Source organism: Pseudomonas sp. S2_E02 (assembly GCF_054668355.1).
Genome location: NZ_CP162761.1, coordinates 3,412,833 through 3,432,596, shown reverse-complemented (window position 1 = coordinate 3,432,596; position 19,764 = coordinate 3,412,833). Strand labels below are relative to the sequence as shown.

Annotated in this window: 16 protein-coding genes and 1 tRNA gene; 2 read left to right on the top strand and 15 right to left on the bottom strand. The window is 57.0% G+C overall.

Annotated features, from left to right (window positions below):
• Window positions 1–47: 47 nt before the first annotated feature.
• Genes AB4O01_RS15345 through AB4O01_RS15325 form a run of 5 tightly spaced genes read right to left on the bottom strand, consistent with a single transcriptional unit; the run spans window position 48 to window position 5,497 of the window.
• Window positions 48–1,502 carry an amidase gene (locus AB4O01_RS15345; RefSeq protein ID WP_460088984.1) on the bottom strand — a complete coding sequence of 485 codons (1,455 nt, stop codon included), beginning with the start codon at window positions 1,500–1,502 and terminating at the stop codon, window positions 48–50.
• A 60-nt stretch (window positions 1,503–1,562) separates the two neighbouring features.
• Complete coding sequence (locus AB4O01_RS15340) at window positions 1,563–2,609, bottom strand: ABC transporter substrate-binding protein (RefSeq protein ID WP_093441473.1); 1,047 nt, start codon at window positions 2,607–2,609, stop codon at window positions 1,563–1,565.
• 27 nt (window positions 2,610–2,636) lie between these two features.
• Window positions 2,637–3,443, bottom strand: coding sequence for an ABC transporter permease (locus AB4O01_RS15335; protein WP_116255190.1), 807 nt, complete (start codon window positions 3,441–3,443; stop codon window positions 2,637–2,639).
• Window positions 3,443–4,363, bottom strand: coding sequence for an ABC transporter permease (locus tag AB4O01_RS15330; protein WP_064120432.1), 921 nt, complete (start codon window positions 4,361–4,363; stop codon window positions 3,443–3,445). The genes AB4O01_RS15335 and AB4O01_RS15330 overlap by 1 nt, the downstream gene beginning before the upstream one ends.
• Window positions 4,364–4,378: 15 nt before the next feature.
• A complete protein-coding gene (locus tag AB4O01_RS15325; protein WP_460088983.1) occupies window positions 4,379–5,497 on the bottom strand; it encodes an ABC transporter ATP-binding protein in 1,119 nt (372 codons plus the stop codon).
• A gap of 226 nt (window positions 5,498–5,723) precedes the next feature.
• Between AB4O01_RS15325 and AB4O01_RS15320 the strand changes: the two genes are divergently transcribed.
• Window positions 5,724–6,626 (top strand): LysR substrate-binding domain-containing protein, encoded by a 903-nt coding sequence (locus AB4O01_RS15320; protein WP_460088982.1) that lies wholly within the window; start codon window positions 5,724–5,726, stop codon window positions 6,624–6,626.
• Here the strand turns inward: AB4O01_RS15320 and AB4O01_RS15315 are convergent.
• Window positions 6,619–8,676 carry a methyl-accepting chemotaxis protein gene (locus AB4O01_RS15315; RefSeq protein WP_093441452.1) on the bottom strand — a complete coding sequence of 686 codons (2,058 nt, stop codon included), beginning with the start codon at window positions 8,674–8,676 and terminating at the stop codon, window positions 6,619–6,621. The two genes, AB4O01_RS15320 and AB4O01_RS15315, sit on opposite strands and share 8 nt — an antisense overlap.
• A 333-nt stretch (window positions 8,677–9,009) precedes the next feature.
• On the opposite strand from AB4O01_RS15315, the gene AB4O01_RS15310 reads away from it, so the two are divergent.
• Window positions 9,010–10,227: an MFS transporter gene (locus tag AB4O01_RS15310; RefSeq protein WP_460088981.1), complete on the top strand. Its 1,218-nt coding sequence runs from the start codon at window positions 9,010–9,012 to the stop codon at window positions 10,225–10,227.
• Window positions 10,228–10,976: 749 nt separating this feature from the next.
• Here AB4O01_RS15310 and AB4O01_RS15305 read toward each other — a convergent pair.
• The 9 genes from AB4O01_RS15305 to AB4O01_RS15265 all read right to left on the bottom strand — a co-directional run bounded on the left by AB4O01_RS15305 (window position 10,977) and on the right by AB4O01_RS15265 (window position 19,642).
• Window positions 10,977–12,608: an anti-phage dCTP deaminase gene (locus tag AB4O01_RS15305; RefSeq protein ID WP_460088980.1), complete on the bottom strand. Its 1,632-nt coding sequence runs from the start codon at window positions 12,606–12,608 to the stop codon at window positions 10,977–10,979.
• Window positions 12,609–12,720: 112 nt separating this feature from the next.
• Window positions 12,721–13,821 (bottom strand): redox-regulated ATPase YchF, encoded by a 1,101-nt coding sequence (gene ychF, locus AB4O01_RS15300; RefSeq protein WP_007912904.1) that lies wholly within the window; start codon window positions 13,819–13,821, stop codon window positions 12,721–12,723.
• Between the two features lie 22 nt (window positions 13,822–13,843).
• On the bottom strand, window positions 13,844–14,428 hold the full coding sequence (gene pth, locus AB4O01_RS15295) for an aminoacyl-tRNA hydrolase (protein ID WP_008079560.1): 585 nt from the start codon (window positions 14,426–14,428) through the stop codon (window positions 13,844–13,846).
• Between the two features lie 171 nt (window positions 14,429–14,599).
• On the bottom strand, window positions 14,600–15,202 hold the full coding sequence (locus tag AB4O01_RS15290; protein ID WP_093441442.1) for a 50S ribosomal protein L25/general stress protein Ctc: 603 nt from the start codon (window positions 15,200–15,202) through the stop codon (window positions 14,600–14,602).
• Between the two features lie 141 nt (window positions 15,203–15,343).
• A complete protein-coding gene (locus AB4O01_RS15285; RefSeq protein ID WP_003171603.1) occupies window positions 15,344–16,285 on the bottom strand; it encodes a ribose-phosphate pyrophosphokinase in 942 nt (313 codons plus the stop codon).
• Window positions 16,286–16,330: 45 nt separating this feature from the next.
• Window positions 16,331–16,405: transfer RNA gene (locus tag AB4O01_RS15280), tRNA-Gln, on the bottom strand.
• A gap of 36 nt (window positions 16,406–16,441) precedes the next feature.
• A complete protein-coding gene (ispE, locus tag AB4O01_RS15275; protein ID WP_116255185.1) occupies window positions 16,442–17,293 on the bottom strand; it encodes a 4-(cytidine 5'-diphospho)-2-C-methyl-D-erythritol kinase in 852 nt (283 codons plus the stop codon).
• Between the two features lie 3 nt (window positions 17,294–17,296).
• A complete protein-coding gene (gene lolB, locus AB4O01_RS15270; RefSeq protein ID WP_038360912.1) occupies window positions 17,297–17,914 on the bottom strand; it encodes a lipoprotein insertase outer membrane protein LolB in 618 nt (205 codons plus the stop codon).
• Window positions 17,915–17,917: 3 nt separating this feature from the next.
• The gene (locus AB4O01_RS15265; protein WP_460088979.1) at window positions 17,918–19,642 is read right to left on the bottom strand and encodes a tetratricopeptide repeat protein; all 1,725 of its coding nucleotides are present in this window, start codon (window positions 19,640–19,642) and stop codon (window positions 17,918–17,920) included.
• Between the last annotated feature and the right edge of the window lie 122 nt (window positions 19,643–19,764).

The window sequence follows — 19,764 nt, the reverse complement described above, 5'->3', positions numbered from 1 at the left end:
AGCGTAAATTTAAAAATTTTTTCTACGCTTTCAACCGTTTATCAAAATCACTGCCTCAGCAGCGGCGAAGGGCAGCGTTGGAACCAGCGGCTGGCCTGCTCATACGCGTGCGCCAATTGCAGGACAGCGAAGTCGGCCTGGTGCTTGCCGATGATTTGCAGCCCCATCGGTAAACCGTCCGAATTGAACCCCGCCTGAACATTGGCGACCGGGCAACCCGACAACGTGCCGGGGATGACCACCTCCATCCAGCGGTGATAGGTATCCATCGCCACGCCTTCGATAGACGTTGGCCACGGCTGGGTTTTATCGAAAGGGAACACTTGGGCGCTGGGCAGCAGCAGGTAATCGTACTTTTCGAACAGCCGAGAAATCGCCCGATACCAATCGCTGCGCACCACGGAGGCGGCGAACACTTCGCTGGCCGATAGCTTCAAACCGTTTTCCACTTCCCAGATCGCCTCCGGTTTCAGCAATGCGCGTTTCTGCGGATCGGCATACGTCGCGCCAAGCGACCCCGCGACCATCCAGTGCCGCAACGTCCGCCAACTGCTCCACAGCCGCTCAGGCGCGAAATCCGGCTGAACGGACTCAACGTGGCAGCCGAAGCTTTCAAAGTCGGCAAAGGTCTTCTCACACAGCGACAGAACGCCGTTCTCCATCGGCAGATAACCGTTGAAGTCGCCCAACCAACCCAACCGCGTGCCTTTGAAATCACGCTCCAGCGGCGCCGCAAACGCCTCACCGGATTCAGCGATGGACAGCGGCGCCCGAGCATCACCGCCAGCCTGCACCGACAACAGCAGCGCCGCATCTTTCACACTGCGCGCCATTGGCCCTTCGTAACCGAGCTGATCGAAAAACAGATCGGCACTGTCATCAAACGGCACACGACCCTGTGACGGACGAAAACCAAAGATGTTGTTGAACGCCGCCGGGTTGCGCAGCGAGCCCATCATGTCGCTGCCATCCGCCACCGGCACCAGATGCATCGCCAGCGCCGCCGCCGCACCGCCACTGCTGCCGCCTGCGGTTTTGCTCGGGTCATACGCGCAAGCGGTCGCACCAAACAACGGGTTATAACTCTGCGAACCGAGGCCGAATTCCGGGGTGTTGGTCTTGCCGATGATGATTGCGCCGGCTGCCTTGATCCGCTCGACCATGATGCCGTCGCGCTCAGGCACAAAGTCCTTGTACAGCGGCGACCCCAATGTGGTGCGGATGCCTTGGGTCAGTGATAGATCCTTGATCGCATGAGGCAAGCCATGCATCCAGCCACGGTACTCGCCGCGCGCCAGTTCGGCATCGCGCTCATCGGCCTGAGCCAGCAGTTGTTCCGGTGATTGCAGGCTGATCAACGCATTGACCAGCGGGTTGAAACGTTCGATATGGGCAAGGTAAGTCTGCATCACTTCCCGACAGGAAACCTGGCGCAGGCGGATGCGTTCGGCGAGCTCGTGGGCCTGCAACAGGACCAGTTCGCTGATTTTATTAGAGTTCATTGCAAGCGGCCTTTGAGACGGCTGGAAAAGCGCCCCGCCTGTGCGACGGGGCGGTAACGATCAACGCATCAGGTTGGTCCACAGACGGTCAGCGAGGCGGATCGCACCCTCGCCGCAAGTCTTGCTGAACACCACGTTAGTGCCCTCGGGAATGTGCAATTCCGGCGCATCCTTGAGCGCCGCGTCGAGGAACGGTTCGACGCCTTTGATCGGGCTCTGGTGCTTGAGGAAGTTCTGCGTCATCGCCGAGTTTTCCGGCTGGCTGAGGAAGGCGATGAACGCCTTGGCATTCGCCGGATTCTTGCTGCCGGTAGGGATGACCATATTGTCGACCCAGGCCAGCACGCCTTCTTTCGGGTAGAGGTATTTCAGCGTCGGTTTCATCTCGCGGGCACGCATCGACGAACCGCCCCAGAACATCGACATGTCGATTTCACCGGAGGCAAGGTTCTCGCGAATCGAGCCGGCCTTGGAGCTGTAGGTTTTCACGAACGGCTTCTGTGCCTTGAGCAAAGTCAGCACTTGCTGCATCTGTTTCGGGTCTTCGCTGCACAGCGGAATGTTCAGATAGAGGCTGGCCATGTCGACCATGTCGCTGACCGAGTCGAACATGTTGATGCGCCCCTGCAATTCGGCTGGCGGCTCATACAAAACCTTGTAACTGTCAGCCGGGCCTTTGTAGCGCGCGGAGTCCAACACGACGCTGGTGGTGCCCCAAATGAACGGCACCGAATACGCGCCCTCCGGGTCCCAACTCGGTTTTTTCAAGTTATCCACAACGCTGGCGTAGTAGGGTTCCTTGACCGGGTCGAAGCGTTCCAGCAGGTTTTCCTTGATCAGGATCGGCACGAACTGGTGCGACGGAATCGCCACGTCATAACCGGCGCCGCCCTGTTTCAGTTTCGCCAGCAGCGTCTCGTTGGAGTCATAGGAATCGACGGTGACCTCGATGCCGGTCTGCTTCTGGAACTTGGCGAGAATCTCCGGCGAAAAGTAGCCGCTCCAGCTCACTACGTTGAGTTTCTCGGCGGCCTGAACACTGCCCATCATCGCCAGCGGCACAGTCAGAAACAACGAAGTGCCAACGCTTTTTATCCACTTGCTCATGCTATTTCCCCACAGGTCGTAGAAGGTTCAGGCGTTCTTTTTGCCCAACAGGTAAGAGAGGCTGACGAACAGCACCGAGACGCCGAGGATCAGCGTCGACACGGCGTTGACGTCGGGTGTCACGCCCATCCGTAGCAGGCCGAAAATGAAGATCGGCAGGGTCGTCGTGCCGGCCTGCGAGACCATCATCGAGATCACGAAGTTATCCAGCGAGACGATGAAGGCCAGCATCAGCCCGGAGAAAATCCCCGGCATCAGCAGCGGCAAAGTGACTTTGCGAAAGGTGCGCCACGGGCCGGCGTAGAGGTCGGCCGAGGCTTGTTCCAGCGACAGGTCCATGTCGTTCAGTCGTGCCCGAATCGGCAGGTAGGCGAAGGGAATGCAGAACACCGTGTGCGCGATGATCAGGTTGCCGTAACCCAGCGACAGACCGATGGTCGAGAACAATGCGAGCGTCGCCACACCGACGACAATTTCCGGCAACACCAGTGGCAACATGATCGCGCCCATCGACAAGTGCAGGCCCTTGAACTTGGCTCCGCGTGAGGTACCGAGGGCGGCGAGGGTGGCAATCGCCGTGGCGATCATGCTTGCGCAGACGGCGATCAACAGGCTGTTGCCAGCGGCCTGGCGCAGGGCCTGATTGGCGAACGCGGCGCGATACCAATCGAGGCTGAATCCGGTCCACACCGTCGCCGATTGGTTGGCGTTGAACGAGAACACCACCAGCACCACGATCGGTGCATACAGGTACAGATAGAACAGAAAACTGAAGCCGCCGAAACCGGGGAAGTCCTGCACGCCCAGCCCTTTGCGTTTGAATATGCCGATCATTACGCACCTCCTTTGGCGATGCGCTGGCGCTCGGCGCGCAGGGCATACACGGTCAGCACCAGCATCACCGCTGCCATCAGCACCAGCGACAACGCCGCACCAAACGGCCAGTTACGCGCATCGCTGAACTGGCGGAAGATCAGGTTGCCGAGCATCATTCGCGTGCCGCCACCGAGCAGTTCCGGGGCGATCATCGCGCCCAGGCACGGTACGAAAGTGAGGATCGCGCCGGCGAGAATTCCCGGTTTGGCGATGGGCAATACCACTTTGCGCAAGGTGCGTATGCGTCCGGCGTAGAGATCCTGCGCGGCTTCGAGCAGGCGGATGTCCATCTTTTCCAGCGTCGCGTAAATCGGCAACACCACGAACGGCGCGTAGGTGTAAACCAGCCCCAGCAGCACCGCGCCGTCGGTGTACAACAGCTGCAACGGTTCATGGATAACGCCCATGCCCATCAGGCTGTTGTTGATCACCCCGGTGTTGCGCAGCAGCAGAATCCACGCGTAAGTGCGGATCAGAAGGTTGGCCCAGAACGGCACGGTGATCAGAAAGATCAGCAAGCCACGGCGATGCGCCGGTTGCATGGCCAGCCACACCGCCACCGGAAAACCGATCAACAACGTGATGATGGTGGTCAACCCGGCAATGCCGATCGAGCGCAGGGCGATGATCAAATACGAGTCGGCAAACGCGAGGCTGTCGTCAAGTTGCCGCTCGAACAGCAGTGAGGTATAGGCGTCGCTGCTGAAGACTTTGTTGACCCCGCCGTAGGGGTTGGCCTCCATCAGCGAATAGCCGATGACGATCAGAATCGGCACCAGCAGAAACAGGCCGATGGCGATCAGCGCCGGGCTGACCCCGAGGAAGCTCTGGAAAGCCTTGCGGCGTTCCAGCGTGTTGGCAATCGGTAAGGCGTGCATGGCAATTCCTCCGGCTCAATCGTGCAGGACGCTGGCGCTTCCACGGTCGAACAACAGACCGGCCTGACTGCCGACGGCGAAACGCAGGCTCTGGTCGACGCAGTTGGGTGTACGCACGGTGAGGCGCGAACCTTCGCTGAGGCTGACCTGATATTGCAGATCGGTGCCGAGATAGATCTGCGCTTCGATCCGGCATGGCAGCGCGTTTTCGGTAGCCGCTGGTACCAGATGCAGACGCTCAGGTCGAACCGACAAGGTGACATTGGCGCCGACCTGCACATCGCTGCACGGTTGCGCCGGCAATGGATGACCCGCCGGGCCGGCGAACCACGCCTGACCGTTTTCCACACGAGTGACAGTGCCTTCAATGAAATTGGTTTCGCCGATGAAATCGGCGACGAAGCGATTGCGCGGACGTTCGTAGATGTCTTCCGGGCTTCCGACCTGCTGCACTTCGCCTTCGGAGAGCACGGCAATGCGGTCGGACATGGTCAGCGCTTCTTCCTGGTCGTGGGTGACGAAGATGAAGGTAATGCCAGTTTTGGCCTGGATGGTTTTCAACTCTTCGCGCATCGCCTGACGCAGCTTGAGGTCGAGTGCCGACAGTGGCTCATCGAGCAGCAACACTTTCGGATGCGGTGCCAAAGCGCGGGCGAGGGCGACACGTTGCTGCTGACCGCCAGACAGTTGCGCCGGTTTGCGATTGGCGAAGCGCTCCATCTGCACCAGCGCCAACATCTCGCGCACGCGCTCGGCGATTTGCGCCTTGCTGAGGACTTTGCCCATCGGCTGCGATTCAAGACCGAAAGCGAGGTTCTCGGCGATGGTCATGTGCGGGAACAGCGCGTAATGCTGGAACACCGTGTTGACCGGACGCTGGAACGGCGGGCGATCAGCGATGTTTTCGCCGTAGAGCAGGATCTCGCCTTCGGTGGGAAATTCGAAACCGGCGATCATCCGCAGCAGCGTGGTCTTGCCGCAGCCGGAAGGGCCAAGAAGGGTGAAGAATTCGTTGTCGCGGATGTCCAGGTCGATGCTTTTCAGCGCCACCGGACCGGTCTGCGGATCACCGTAAACCTTGCGCACCGAGCGGATCGAGACCGCCAGCGTTTGCAGCGAATGCAGGGCATTCATGCGTTACCTCCGATTCCCCCATCGCCTGTGACTCGCTTTGCAAAGCGTTGCCGTCGGGCCATGGATATTATTTTTTTGGGCAGGATCGAGATTGCGTTCGGGTGTGAAACCAGCTGTTTTTTTGTTCTGCTGTGGCTCGATTATCAGCCAGGGGTTGCGCGGCGCGACACTTCAATTTAAACATGGCAGGTGTTAGTAAATTTAACAGCCGAAGGTGCCAGGAATCATGCCCGACCACCGTTTGCCGCCGCTCAACGCGGTGCGCGCCTTTGATGCCGCTGCCCGTTTGGGCAGCTATGTCGAAGCCTCGAAAGCCCTGCACGTGACCCAGCCTGCGATTGGCCGCCACGTGAAATTGCTCGAGGACTGGCTGGGCATTCAATTGTTCGAGCGCACCTCGCGCGGAGTCAACCTGACGCCAGCGGGGGAGAAGTACCATCGCAAGATCAGCACCGCTTTGCAGTTGATCATCGAGGCGGGCAAAGAAGCGCAGCCGAAAGATGCCGAGCGCTGGCTGCGGATCATGGTGGTGCCGGGTTTCGCCAAGCGCTGGTTGATGCCTCGGATCGAAGCGCTGCGGCATCTGCGCCCGGGATTGAAACTGGCGATCGAGCCGAACTCGACTTTTACCGAAGTCGATGGCAAGAGCGCCGATCTGGGCATCGTCTACGGCCTCGACGGGCAATATGCCGACTCACGGGAAGCGCTGATTTGCCCACGAGTTTTTCCGATCTGCACGCCGGCGTATCTGGCCAGCATCGCACCGATCAAAAGCCCGGCTGATCTGGTCAGAAACGATCTGATCCACGTCGATGACGGCGAATGGTGGAACCTCTGGTTCGCCGCGCACGACCTCGATATCCACCTCAATTCCGACATGCTCTACGTCAACAACGATCACGCGCTGTCGGTCGCCGAGAGCGGGCAGGGCATCGCGCTGGCCAACGAGGTACTGGTGCGCCATGAACTGGCCAGCGGCAAACTGGTGCGCGCGGTCGACGCTCAGGTGAAGCTTGAGAGTTATCGGGTGCTGACGCCGTCCGCCGAACTCTCGGCGGATGTGGCGTGGTTTATTCAATGGCTCAAGGCTGAACTGGAAACGGACTTCCCTGAGGCGGTGATCAACTGAGGCGGAAGCGTGCGGTGTTGTCGCTCAGCGCTTTACTGCCCTGGCTCAGAGTGTCCGCCGCCAGATTCACCGCCCGTGCGCCTTCAAGCAAACGTACGGCCGCCTGATCAACCTGTTGAATATTGCCGCTGACTTCGTCGGCGGTACTCGCTTGCTCTTCAACCGCTGTGGCGATCTGCGCCAGGGTGTCGGTGACGCTTTGCACGGCGCTGGCGATTTCGCCCAGGCGTTCACCGAGACCAGTCACCGACTCGGCATCGGTTTGCGCCTGGCCGCACGCCGCTTCCATCAAACTCACGGCTTCGTTGACCGTCGCGCGCAAGCTGTCGACCGTACCGGCGATCTGCGCGGTGGACGACTGTGTACGTTGTGAAAGGCTGCGCACTTCATCGGCGACCACGGCGAAACCGCGTCCCTGTTCACCCGCGCGAGCAGCCTCGATGGCTGCGTTGAGCGCCAGCAGATTGGTTTGTTCGGCGACGCCGCGAATGGTGTCGACGACCAATTGAATCTGCTGACCTTGTTCACTGACCCGACCCAACGCCGCAGCCGTTTCATTCAAACGCTGATTGAGCTGCTGAATACTCGCCGTGGTGCGCTGGCTGTCGCGGCTGCTGTCGGCCGCGATGCGCCGGGTGTGCTGTGCGCTGCCGGAAGCCTGTTCGCAACTCTGCGCCACGCCTTGCGACGTTGCGGCCAACTGCGTGGCGGCTGCGGCGATCTGGCTGATCTGCAATTGCTGCGCTTCGACTTCACTGAGGGCGCCGCTGGAATGCTCGTTGAGACTGCGCACCGCGTTGCTCAGTTGCGAAGTCTCGTGATCGACGCCAAGCATGCTGCTACGCAGTTGCACCACGGCAACGTTGAGTGCAGTGCTGATCGCGGCCAGCTCATCGCGGCCCACCACCGGCACTTGCAAGCTCAGGTTGCCATCGCGCAGGGCTTCGGCGAGCAGGGTGATGCCGCTGGCGCTGCGACGGATCGAGGCTTGCAGGCAGACAAACAGGTACAACGCCGCGAGTAGCAGGCAGCCGAAAATCGCCGCGACGATGATGAACTGGCGGATCGCTGAGCTGTGGTAAGCGTCAAGTCGTTGATCCAGCGACACCAGCGATTGCTGGCGCAGTGCGGCTAGGTCGGTCAGCAGCGCATCGAGGCTGCGTTCGAACTCTTCGGGTTTGAGATTGATAGAGCCGCCGAATACGCCGTCGTCCAACACCTTCAGACCGCTGTCGAGGTTTTTGAGGCTGTCGTGGTATTGGCTGGCCCAGCTCTGCTGATCTTTCGGCAAGCGTGCTTCGAGCAGCGTGGCCGTTTTGACCAATTGCTCGCGGGCGTCACCGATGCGGCTGCGCAGGTCGCGCAACTGCAGACGGCTTTGCAGGGTGAACTGGCCCGAGACTACTGAAGCCTGGCCGACGGCAGCGAGGCGTCCAACGCGTTCGATCAGGTCCGGGGCGTGTTGCGTGGAGATCTGCGTGAGCAGATAAGTTTCCAGCCACGGTGCGAGCGTCAGGCGATTGTCCATGACGATCTGCTCGCGCAACGCTTGCAGGGCGCTGAGGGCGCTGGTGAAACGGTCGTAGCCGTCCGGCCACCAACCGACACCGCTGAGGCTTTTCGAGTCCAGGCCGTTGAGCGCGGTTTGCAGCGCTTGATAGCGGGTGAGTGTTTCCCCCTCGGCGCCTTCATTTTTCAGCGCAGCGCCTAAATCGGTGGTGGCTTGCAGAACCGCCGGTTGCACCGCGTCGAATGCGCCCATGGCGGCGAGGGTGGCCGGCGTCGGTTGGCGATTGGTTTCCGTGGCGCGCCAGCGCGCGGCGCGGTCACGTTGGGCGGCGAGCAGGTTGTCCAGCGCATCCAGCGCGAGCAACTGACGCACGCCGGCACGTTCGCCGGAAATCAGATTGAGTTTGTCGCGATAGTCCTGGCCAATCATCAACAGGCTGCCGGCCAACGGCAGAATGAACAGCAGAAACAACAACTGGAATTTACCTGCGAAGCCAAACCGCCCCAGCAATTTGATCCCCGGTGAAAGGAAAGCCTGCATGCCTCATGACTCCTCTGGACACCACGCACTATTGGCGTGCATCGCGGTCGTGCGACGTTGATGTTGTGCCCTGCTAAAAGGCCTCGAAAGTTCACTCTCGCCCGCTCTGTAGGCCGGCTCTGTAGCGAAACTTCCCATTGTCGGTCGCCTTTGTAAGGCGCCCGCGTTCAAGGGATGAAACAAGGCAAGATTCAGACCATGGCGTTGCGCTATCACTTTGCAGTCGACGACCAGTCAGTTAGTTAGCTGGCTAAGGGGATGGCGCTGGCGCACCGAAAAATGGCACATTGACGCACCTGCCTGTGTGCACCCATCTGCTGTCCGGAAACTTTCATGGCTATCAGCAACGTTCAGACCGCCGCTGCCTCGGCGCCCGCTGCTCCGCAAAGCAGCCCATTGGTGATGCGTATCATCGGCGCGGTGGCGCTGGCGCATTTGATCAACGACCTGATCCAGTCGGTGCTGCCGTCGATCTACCCGATGCTCAAGGCCAATTACGGCCTGACCTTTACTCAGGTCGGCCTGATTACTCTGACCTTTCAGCTGACCGCATCTTTGTTGCAGCCGTGGGTCGGTTATCACACCGATCGGCATCCGAAACCGTGGTTGTTGCCGGCCGGGTCGATTTGCACGTTGATTGGCATCGTGATGATGTCGATGGTCGGCAGTTTCCCGTTGATTCTGCTGGCGGCGGCGCTCATCGGTATCGGTTCCTCGACGTTCCACCCCGAAGCCTCGCGGATCGCACGACTCGCCTCGGGCGGACGCTTTGGTCTGGCGCAATCGACCTTCCAGGTCGGCGGTAACGCCGGTTCCGCGTTCGGTCCGTTGCTGGCGGCGGCGATCATTATTCCGTTCGGCCAAGGCAATGTGGCGTGGTTCGGCTTGTTCGCGGTGTTTGCGCTGTTCGTGCTGTACCGCATCAGTCGCTGGTACGCCCATCACTTGAACCTGTTCAAGCTCAAGGCCGGTCAGGCAGCGACTCACGGGCTGTCGAAGGGCAGGGTGATCAGTGCGTTGGTGGTGCTGGGGCTGCTGGTGTTCTCCAAGTATTTCTACATGGCCAGCCTCACGAGCTATTTCACGTTCTACCTGATCGAGAAGTTCGACCTGTCGGTGGCCAGTTCGCAGTTGCACCTGTTCCTGTTCTTGGGCGCGGTGGCGGCGGGGACGTTCTTCGGTGGGCCGATCGGCGACAAGATCGGGCGTAAGGCGGTGATCTGGTTCTCGATCCTCGGTGTGGCGCCGTTCACGTTGCTGATGCCTCACGTCGATCTGTTCTGGACCACTGTTCTCAGTGTGGTGATCGGCTTCATTCTGGCTTCGGCATTCTCGGCGATCGTGGTGTACGCGCAGGAACTGGTGCCGGGCAATGTCGGGATGATTGCCGGGGTGTTCTTCGGTTTGATGTTTGGTTTTGGCGGGATTGGCGCGGCGCTGCTCGGCCATCTGGCGGATATTCACGGGATTGAGTACGTGTATTTCCTCTGCTCTTTCCTGCCGTTGTTTGGCGTGTTGGCAATCTTCTTGCCGCGTACCAAAAAGCCCTAAGATCAAAAGATCGCAGCCTTCGGCAGCTCCTACATGGGATTGATGTACACCTGTAGGAGCTGCCGAAGGCTGCGATCTTTTAACAATCTGTCAGGCACAAAAAAGCCGCGTATCAAACGCGGCTTTGCTTTGGTTGAGCATTTTCAACAGTGTGAACTCCTACCGTTAAACCATCCGATGTTATGCATTGGCCATGTTGACTGATAAAAAACCGGATTTGTACTCTGTGATACTAAAAGAGCAACGATTCAGAGAGTTACTGTTGCTAATGAGAGTCTGTGGAAGTGTTTGGCGGAAATTTTGAAGCAGACTTTCATTGTCAAAAAATAAAACTAATGGTCGCTGGACATTTTTTTGTTTTTTGCATATTGAATGAAAGGATTTAATAAGATGATTCTCTATTTCCTCCAAGTTGTCATGAAAACCTATCTCAAGCCTTCCAAAAAAATCGAAATATTCTATGTCAAGTTCTTCAAATAATCTGAAAGCAAGCGCTCTAGACCCAGCAAGTAAGTCAAGTCTAGGTACTGATCTCAAGTCAATTACGTATGAAGGTCGAAATCTCTTGGCGAAAGTATTAAATGTGCCTTTTTTTGAGATTTCAGATTCTCTCAAGAGGATAAGAGTTTCAATGTTTTGCTTTTTGTTGTATGTGCTAAACATCTTTCTCTCCTCACAATCTGATTGAAAGTACGAAGTTTCATTTACAGGAGTGATGAGACGCAAAAAATTCGACTTGATTATGGTTTTCATATCTTCTCCTGTTGCGAGTTGTTAGCAATCAATCGGTCTTCAACATCTTGATAGCTGAGACGTAGTAGTCCTGATGCCCATACAGGTTCTCCAATATGAAAATCGCCATTACTGTTTTTCAATGGTCTGCTTTTCATGAATGCCCGGCGGTAGAGCCGAGGGGCAACTCCTGTAAACGGCCGAAATAGAACTTTGATTTCTTCGTGTTCTATATTGGTGATGTCCGTAATAGATGAAAGTCTAGCTATGATATTGCTTGGTGCAATCCAGTCTTGAGCTGTCTGCTCAATCGCGTCCCCATGAAGATGAAATGCTAAGCTCTTTGGATACGGTTCGATATATTGAACCTCATCGACGCCAGCCGATACGATGTGCCGGGCGCAATAGTGGCAAGGGAATGTTGTGACGTAAAGCTTCCCACCTACCGGCGACGATCCTTTGCGAGCGGCGCTCAATAGCGCATCCATTTCAGCATGGACGGCGCGGCTGAATTCCAAGAGTTTTCCAATTCTTGTGTTTTTTAGTTTGGTTTTCAAATTTGAAAATGTTATTCCACTTAGTTCTGGAACGTTGACGATCAAATCTTTAATAATTTCGTCTTGCTCGCGATTACTGCTGCAATAGCCATTGCCAGCTGCACAGCGATGATCTTCTCTTTCATATCCATTCGAGAAGACTAAGTTGCCACCATATACGCCGCCACCGGCATTCGGTACTTCGTTTGTTCCTGTGGACATTAGGTTTCCAATCCCGTCCATCAGGGCCGCCCCAACTTGACGAGAAAGACATGCGCTTGTCATCTGGGCGCCATACGCATGAAACATACCAGTTTCACTCGGATTGGGTCGAACTACTTTTTTGAATGTAAGTATATCGATGAGACGCCCAAGTTGTTCGTTTACAATCCAAGCCGGATTTTCTTTTCGGTCTTCGTCTTTTTCGATGAAGCGGGCTGGAGTGTTATCTACAAAAAAATCGGCTAAGTGAAACGTATCAGCAACTTTCTGGCCGTTATCTATTCCAGAGTCTTGATCGCGGTTTACGAACTCTCTTATTTCTTCGGGTGTGGAAGAATCACATTTTTTTTCAATTAAGCGTGCCTCTCGGATATCGTTTTCACAAACAACACCAATCAAACAAAACGCCTCTTGGTATACGCTTCTAAGTAATGCCACTTCGGCGGGATGTTTCAGAGAGTCTAGAATATACACTCGATAGGGTTTTTCAGCGGTGGATTCAGTAGTTTTTTCCACCGTGGTCGAGCGAATTTTTTGGATCGCGGAAATCAGATTTACTGCAACGCCAGCTGTATCGGATTCTCGAATTTTATCCCCGGCGTCTTGGAGTGACCGCGCGCGCGTTAACGCGGTTTTTGAATCAATGATGATTCCTATCTCTTTTGCCCGCGCTTCAATGGCGTCGCTGGCCTTTAAAATATGAACTTCAGACTGATTTATTCCTTTTCTGAGTTGATCTTTTAGGGCATTCGCAACCCAGCTAGTGCCGGAACCAACAGGTCCAACCACAGCAAAAACCAACTCCTTTGAAATTAGTCCGTTTAGGACGGTGCTTGCCCCCCTACCAGCATCATTGGAAGCTACGCGGGGTTGGGTTTGAGGGGCTGCCATCTTCAACTTCCTTTTGTGATGTACTTTTGATTTTTTATAAAAATAGAGAGCTAAGCTCTCCATTTTTAGGGTTTAAGCCGCTTGAGGATAGATAGGTTTTCTGATTTTTGCATTAAACGTTGAAGCGGAAGTGCATCACGTCGCCGTCCTTGACGATGTAATCCTTGCCTTCCAGACGCCATTTACCGGCCTCTTTGGTGCCGGCTTCGCCCTTGTACTGGATGAAGTCGTTGTAGGCGATCACTTCGGCGCGGATGAAGCCCTTCTCGAAGTCGGTGTGGATCACGCCAGCAGCTTGAGGTGCGGTGGCACCGACTTTGACGGTCCAGGCGCGGACTTCTTCGACACCGGCGGTGAAGTAGGTCTGCAGGTGCAGCATTTCGTAACCGGCGCGGATCACGCGGTTCAGGCCAGGCTCTTCCAGGCCCAGGGCCTCAAGGAACATGTCCTTCTCTTCGCCGTCATCCAGTTCGGCGATTTCCGCTTCGATCTTGTTGCAGACCGGAACGACCATGGCGCCTTCTTCTTCGGCAATGGCACGAACCACGTCCAGGTGCGGGTTGTTCTCGAAACCGTCTTCAGCGACGTTGGCAATGTACATGACCGGTTTGGTGGTCAGCAGGTGGAAACCCTTGATCACTGCCTTTTCGTCAGCGCTCATGTTCTTCATCAGGCTGCGTGCCGGCTTGGCTTCGGTGAAGTGCGCGATCAGTTGCTCAAGCAGAGCTTTCTGAACCACGGCGTCCTTGTCACCGCCCTTGGCGTTACGCGCGACTTTTTGCAGTTGCTTCTCGCAGCTGTCGAGGTCGGCGAAGATCAGTTCCAGGTCGATGATTTCGATGTCGCGTTTCGGGTCGACGCTGTTGGACACGTGGATCACGTTTTCGTCTTCGAAGCAGCGCACGACGTGAGCGATCGCGTCGGTTTCACGGATGTTGGCCAGGAACTTGTTGCCCAGGCCTTCACCTTTCGAGGCGCCGGCAACCAGGCCTGCGATGTCGACGAATTCCATGGTGGTCGGCAGGATGCGCTTCGGATTGACGATGGCCGCCAGTGCTTCCAGGCGCGGATCCGGCATCGGCACGATGCCGCTGTTCGGCTCGATGGTGCAGAAGGGGAAGTTCTCGGCCGCGATACCGGATTTGGTCAGGGCGTTGAACAGGGTGGACTTGCCGACGTTAGGCAGGCCGACGATGCCGCAATTGAATCCCATGGTGTTTCCCCTCGGAGTAGAGTCAGGCCTTCTGGCTGTGCAGGTTTTTCATCGCGCGGTTCCATTCACCGGCGAGGATATCCGGCAGCACGCCGAGGGCAAAGTCGATGCTGGCATCGAGTTTTTCCTGTTCGGCGCGTGGCGCACGACCCAGGACGAAATTTGAAACCATACTGGCGACGCCCGGGTGGCCAATGCCAAGCCGCAGGCGGTAGAACGTATTCTGATTGCCCAGTTGCGCAATGATGTCGCGCAACCCGTTGTGACCGCCATGGCCGCCGCCCTGCTTGAGCTTGGCAACGCCCGGAGGCAAGTCGAGTTCGTCATGCGCCACCAGAATTTCTTCAGGCTTGATGCGGAAGAAACCGGCGAGTGCCGCCACGGCCTGGCCGCTGCGGTTCATGTAGGTGGTGGGAATCAGCAGACGAACATCCTGACCCTGATGCGAATAGCGCCCGGTCAGGCCGAAATATTTGCGATCGGCCACAAGATTCACATTCTGTGCGTGGGCGATGCGCTCAACAAAAAGGGCCCCTGCGTTATGCCGGGTCTGGTCGTATTCGGCGCCTGGATTTCCCAGGCCAACGATCAGTTTGATGGCAGTCACGATAGGGGCCCTTCCTTTGAGTGGTGAGTAACATCGCCGTGATCAGGCAAAGCGGCGAAAGTGGACGAAAAATGCTCATTTACCATGGATGTAAACTCCGCGTTCTCGCCCGCTTTCTCGCTACGTTCCAGTCCGCGATGTTACTTGCTCACTCAGGCTAAACAGAGTGAATTACTCTGCTGCGCCTTCTTCGGTAGCTTCTGGAGCAACGCGTGGAGCGTGTACGTTTGCAACAGCTTTGTCGTCACCGTGAGCCAGTGCAACGAACTCAACGCCTTTAGGGGCTTTGATGTCGGACAGGTGGACGATTGCGCCGATTTCCAGAGCCGACAGGTCGACTTCGATGAACTCAGGCAGATCTTTCGGCAGGCAAGTTACTTCGATTTCGTTCAGGACGTGCGAGATCTCGCCGCCTTTCTTGATCGGAGCTTCTTCACCAACAAAGTGCACAGGCACGATAGCGGTCAGTTTCTGACCGGCTACGACGCGTACGAAGTCAGCGTGCAGAACGTGACCCTTGGATGGGTGACGTTGCAGAGCTTTGATGATGACGTTCTGCTTTTTGCCGCCAACGTTCAGTTCGATAACGTGGCTGTAGGCAGCTTCGTTTTCGAGCAGTTTGGCAACTTCTTTGGCCAGCATGCTGATGGATTCAGGGGCTTTTTCGCCACCGTAAACAACAGCTGGAACCAGAGCGGCGAGACGACGCAGGCGGCGGCTCGCACCTTTCCCCAGGTCGGAACGCACTTCAGCATTCAGAGTAAAATCGTTCATTTTGTATCTCCAAAATAGCCATGACCGAGTGGCGTTTGCGACCAGCGCCGAACACGGTATGGGCAAAAAAGCCCCGCCCCGGCAGGAATGCCGGGGCGGGGCGCTTTTCGTCAACGAGACATTTCGAGAAGGGCAGGGCCCTTAACGGAACATCGCGCTGATCGATTCTTCATTGCTGATGCGGCGAACCGCTTCGGCAACAACCGGTGCGATATCCAGTTGACGGATACGTGCACAGGCTTGTGCTGCAGCGGACAGCGGGATGGTGTTAGTCACCACCAGCTCGTCCAGCACGGAATTTTCGATATTCTCGATGGCCCGACCCGACAGCACAGGGTGTGTGCAGTAGGCAAAGACCTTGGCTGCGCCATGCTCTTTCAGGGCCTTGGCCGCGTGGCACAGAGTGCCGGCGGTATCGACCATGTCATCGACCAGAATGCAGGTACGCCCTTCGACATCACCGATGATATGCATCACTTCAGAGTGATTGGCTTTCTCACGGCGTTTGTCGATGATCCCGAGGTCCACGCCCAGGGATTTGGCAACAGCACGTGCACGCACGACGCCACCAATGTCCGGGGACACGATCATCAGGTTTTCGAAGCGCTGATCTTCAATGTCATCCACCAGAACCGGGGAGCCGTAGATGTTATCTACCGGAATATCGAAGAAACCCTGAATCTGGTCAGCATGCAGATCAACCGTGAGAACACGGTCAATGCCGACTACGGTAAGCATGTCAGCAACGACTTTCGCGCTGATAGCCACACGTGCGGAACGCGGACGGCGATCCTGACGGGCATAACCAAAATAAGGAATAACAGCAGTGATACGAGTAGCCGAGGAGCGGCGGAAGGCATCAGCCATCACTACCAGTTCCATCAGGTTATCGTTGGTCGGAGCGCAAGTCGGCTGAATAATGAAAACGTCTTTACCGCGAACGTTTTCATTGATCTCGGCAGTAATTTCGCCGTCGGAGAACTTACCGACAGAGATGTCACCGAGAGGGATATGCAGCTGACGTACAACACGCCGAGCCAGATCGGGGTTAGCATTCCCCGTAAAGACCATCATCTTGGACACGCGCAGTACCTAGAGGCTGAGGGTAACCTGGATGAGTATAGAAAATGGCAGGGGCGGCTGGATTCGAACCAACGCATGGCAGGATCAAAACCTGCTGCCTTACCGCTTGGCGACGCCCCTGTATCTGTTGCATCAAGTGCCGTGCACTTGGTTCCTTTAGAGCAGACTTTGCAGCTTGCGGTGCAACATCGAAACGTTGCTGCCTTTGGCTACAAACCCTGTAAGGGTCTCTGTCAGAAGGGCCGAGACTTTATCAGCTTCAGCTTTGCTTGGGAAGCCCCCAAACACACAACTTCCAGTTCCGGTGAGCTTTGCTTCGGTAAATTTACCTAACAAATCCAATGCGTTACGTACTTCTGGATAACGCCTTGCAACCACCGGCAAGCAGTCATTTCGACTGTTTCCCTCGGGAACGGGGCGCACTTTAATGGGCGGCGTGTTACGTGTCAACAAAGGATCGGAAAAAATTTCTGCCGTACTTACAGAGACTTGCGGCACGAGCACCAGATACCACGGTTCTTCGGGATCCACGGGGGTGAGTTTCTCGCCCACGCCCTCGGCAAACGCCGCGTGGCCACGGACGAAAACCGGTACGTCGGCCCCCAGCGAAAGGCCTAGTGCAGCCAGGCGATCTTCATCCCAACCCAACTGCCACAAATGATTCAGGCCGAGCAAAGTCGTCGCCGCGTTCGAACTGCCGCCACCGATACCGCCGCCCATGGGCAGGACTTTATCAATCCAGATATCGATGCCGAGCGAGCAACCGGACTGTTGCTGGAGCATTTTTGCTGCACGCACGATCAGGTTGCTGTCATGCGGCACGCCGGCGAACTCGGTGTGCAACTGAATCACGCCGTCATCGCGCACGGCAAAAGTGATTTCATCGCCGTAATCGACAAACTGAAACAGCGTCTGCAATTCGTGATAGCCGTCTTCACGGCGACCGAGAATGTGCAGCATCAGGTTGAGTTTGGCCGGCGACGGCAGGGTCAGGCGTGCTGCGGTCATGGGTTACTGCCCCAACTTGCGCGGTTGCCAGGTCTTGATCACCAGCGTCACGTCGAGGTCAGTGCCGTGCAGTTTGATGCGCTCGGGCAACCAGTAACCGTTTTGTTCGGTGTAAGCGGTGTATTCGACCTTCCAGCCATCCTGTTCCAGGTTGGCCAGGCGGCTGTTGGCGTCCAGATTCAGGCGACTTTTGCTGTCCGGAGCCGGCAGGCCACGCACCCACCAGGCCAGATTCGACACCGGCAGTTTCCAGCCAAGCTGTTCTTCGAGCAGGGCTTCAGGGGACTGCGATTCGTAGCGCCCCTGATTGGCGACTTCCAGCGACACTTTGCCCGGACGCCCGGTCAGGCGTGCGGCGCCACGACCCAGCGGGCCGGACAAACGAATGTCGTAGTAATCCTGACGTTGCAGCCAGAACAGTGTGCCGCTACCGGAATCTTTCGGTGCGCGGATGCCAATCTTGCCGTCGATCTGCCAGCCATCAAGGCCGGTCAGCTGTTGTTTGTTAGCGGCCCATTGAGCCGGACTGCCGTGGCCCTCGACCGATTCGCGGGTACCAAAACCCGAGCAGCCGGCGAGCAGGGCGATGAAGCTGAAAACAATAACGTGGCGCAAAAACATGGGTTAAAGAGTCTCGGATCCGGTCAGGCGCTTGATGGTGCTGCGCAGAATGGTGCTGTCGGGCTGATCCTTGAGGAATTTGCCCCAGATTTGTTTGGCTTCACGCTGGTTGCCCTTGGTCCACAAGACTTCACCGAGGTGCGCGGCGACTTCGTGATCAGGGAAGCGCTCCAGCGCCTGACGCAGATATTTCTCGGCGTCATCCAGATTGCCCATGCGGTAATTCACCCAGCCGAGGCTGTCGAGTACGGCTGGGTCTTCCGGATTGATCTGGTGCGCCTGCTCGATCAGCGCTTTCGCTTCAGCGTAGCGAGTGGTGCGGTCGGACAAGGTGTAGCCGAGCGCGTTAAGTGCCATGGCGTTGTCCGGATCGCGCTTGATGATCAGGCGCAGGTCTTTTTCCATCTGTGCCAGATCATTGCGTTTTTCCGCGAGCATCGCCCGGGTGTAGAGCAGATTCAGGTCGTCCGGGTATTGCTGCAAGGCGTGTTGCAAGACTTTCCAGGCCTTGTCGTCCTGTTTGTTGGCCGACAGGGTTTCCGATTCGATCAGATAGAGCTGAATCGCGTAATCCGGTTGCTCGTCGCGCTGGGCGGCGAGTTTGCTTTGCGCTTCAGCGGTCTTGCCGTTATTCATCAGAATATCGGCCTGACGCAATTGCGCCGGCAGATAATCATTGCCCGGGCCAACCTGGGCGTATTCGATAAGGGCGCCTTGCGGGTCGTTGCGCTCTTCAGCGATGCGACCGAGGTTCAGGTGCGCCGAATCGACGTGACTTTCGCGGGCGATCAAATCTTCCAGATAACCCTTGGCCTCGTCCCAGGCCTTGGCTTCCAGGCAGACCAAGGCCAGCGAGTAACGCAGTTCGTCGTCTTCCGGGTATTGCTGAACCAGACTGGAAAACTCGGCCTTGGCGTCGTCCATGCGGTCTTGCTCAACCAGCATGCGCGCGTAAGTCAGGCGCAGGCGCTTGTCGTCCGGGTACTTCTTGATGCTTTTTTGCAGCAGGGGCAGCGCTTTGTCGCCACGGTTCAGCAATTGCAGCAGGCGCGCGCGCAGCAGAATCGGGGCGATCTCGCCTTCTTCCGGCGGGTGGTCTTCGAGCAATGCCAGAGCTGCTTTGTTGTCACCGTCCTGTTGCAACAACAGGGCCTTGCCGAAAATCAGCTGGCTGTTGTTCGGATGGCGCTGCAACAAACGGTCGAAACTTTTCATCAGGCCGTTACGGGTTTCCTGATCGGTATCGGCGGCCGACAGCGCGAGGAAGTCGAAATGGGTATCGCCCTTGCCCTGCAGGACTTTCTCCATATAGACCATCGAGTCGTCATAACGCCCGGCGCGCGCCAGTTGCACGGCGGCGGCGCGTTGCGCTTCGAGGTCGTCCGGGGCGTTTTTCGCCCAGATCAGCGCGGTATCGAGGGCCGGTTGATCAGCGCCCAGATATTCGGCGATACGGAACGCACGCTCGGAGACGCCCGGATCCTGGGTGTTGATGGCCTGGGTCACGTAGTTATCCAGGGCAATGTCGAAACGATTGCGCTGGCCGGCGAGTTCGGCGCTCAACAGGCTGAAAACGGTTTCCTCGCTGAACGAGCTGTAAACCTTGGGCTTTTCAGGCGCAGGCGTGGTGTCTTCGACCGACGGCGTACCGTCCGGCGAAACGGGCGCCAAGGCCTGGCAGCCGCTGAGGAAGACAAAAGCGAGGAGCAACGCGGAAGATCTATTCATATAGGAAGAGGACGACTAACCTGCGGTCGGATCATCATGACACAAGCCTTCGGCCAAACATAACCGAGACTCAATTGTGCCCATTATAGGGGCTGACGATTGGGACAATAGTCAGCGGTAGT